The organism is Mesorhizobium sp. M7A.F.Ca.CA.004.04.2.1, from assembly GCF_004022825.1.
Lineage (GTDB): Bacteria > Pseudomonadota > Alphaproteobacteria > Rhizobiales > Rhizobiaceae > Mesorhizobium.
The window spans coordinates 1-1,268 of sequence record NZ_RZPH01001344.1; the positions used below are offsets into that span (position 1 = coordinate 1).

The following is a 1,268-nucleotide window of genomic DNA, read 5'->3' on the forward strand; positions in this document are numbered from 1 at the left end:
GGCATGCTGGGGATTGACGAAGATGGCCTCCGCCTCCCCCTCCTCGACAACCTCGCCCTGGCGCATGACATAGACCCGGTCGGCAAAGCGGCGGACGATGCCAAGATCGTGGGTGATGAAGACGATCGCCATGCCGAGCTTGCGCTGCAATTCGGCCAGAAGCATCAGGATCTGCGCCTGGATGGTCACGTCGAGCGCCGTCGTCGGCTCGTCGGCGATCAATATGTCAGGGTCGTTGGCGAGCGCCATCGCGATCATCACACGCTGGCGCTGGCCACCGGACATTTCATGCGGATAGGATTTCATCCGCCGCTCGGGATCGGGAATATGCACCAGCCGCAGCAGCTTGAGCGCCTCTTCCCGCGCCTCGGCGGCATTCAGGCCCCGGTGCCGGCGGATCGGCTCGATCAACTGGTTGCCGATCGAATAGAGCGGATCGAGCGAAGTCATCGGCTCCTGAAAGATCATGCTGATCTTGCGGCCACGAACCTGGTTGAGCTCGGATTTGCTGAGCGTCAGAAGATTGCGGCCGCGATAATCAACGCTGCCTGTCGCTTCGCCGTTCGATGCCAGCAGGCTCATCGCCGCCATCATCGTCTGGCTTTTGCCGGACCCGGATTCGCCAACCACGGCAACGGTCTCGCCCGCATTGACGTGGATGCTGATGCCCTTCACCGCCTCGACTGCGCCGTCGAGCGTGCGGAAGCGGACACGCAGATCCTTGACGCTGAGGATCGTTTCGGAAGCAGCCATCTTAGCGATCCCCATCTTATCGATCTCTCGGGTCCAGTGCGTCGCGCAGGCCGTCGCCGACGAAGTTCAGCGCGAACAGCGTCGAGACGAGGAAGAAGGCGGGAAACAGGAGCAGCCAGTTGGCGGTGCCGATGTTCTTGGCGCCGACCGAGATCAGCACGCCCCAGCTGGTCATCGGCTCCTGCACGCCGAGGCCGAGAAACGACAGGAAGCTTTCCAGGATGATGACCTGAGGCACCAGCAGCGTCATGTAGATCACCACCGGGCCGAGCAGGTTGGGGATGACGTGGCGCAGCAGGATACCGCGCTGGCCGACACCCATGGCTTCCGCCGCCTGGACATATTCCTGCCGGCGGATCGACAGCGCCTGGCCGCGCACGATGCGCGCCATGTCGAGCCACAGCACGGCGCCGACCGCCAGGAACATCAGCACGAAGTTGCGGCCGAAAAACACTACCAGCATGATGACGAAGAAGATGAAGGGCAAGGAATAGAGCACGTCGACGATGCGCATC

2 protein-coding genes are annotated in these 1,268 nt (G+C 62.5%); both read right to left on the reverse strand.

Translation table 11 applies throughout. The annotated features are described in order from the left end of the window. The coding region (locus EN893_RS34415) for an ATP-binding cassette domain-containing protein (protein ID WP_164901400.1) at window positions 1-753 on the reverse strand (753 nt) is incomplete at its 3' end. Window positions 754-769: 16 nt separating this feature from the next. Continuing rightward, window positions 770-1,268 (reverse strand): ABC transporter permease subunit (locus EN893_RS34420; RefSeq protein WP_128362186.1); only part of this gene is annotated, 499 nt, incomplete at its 5' end.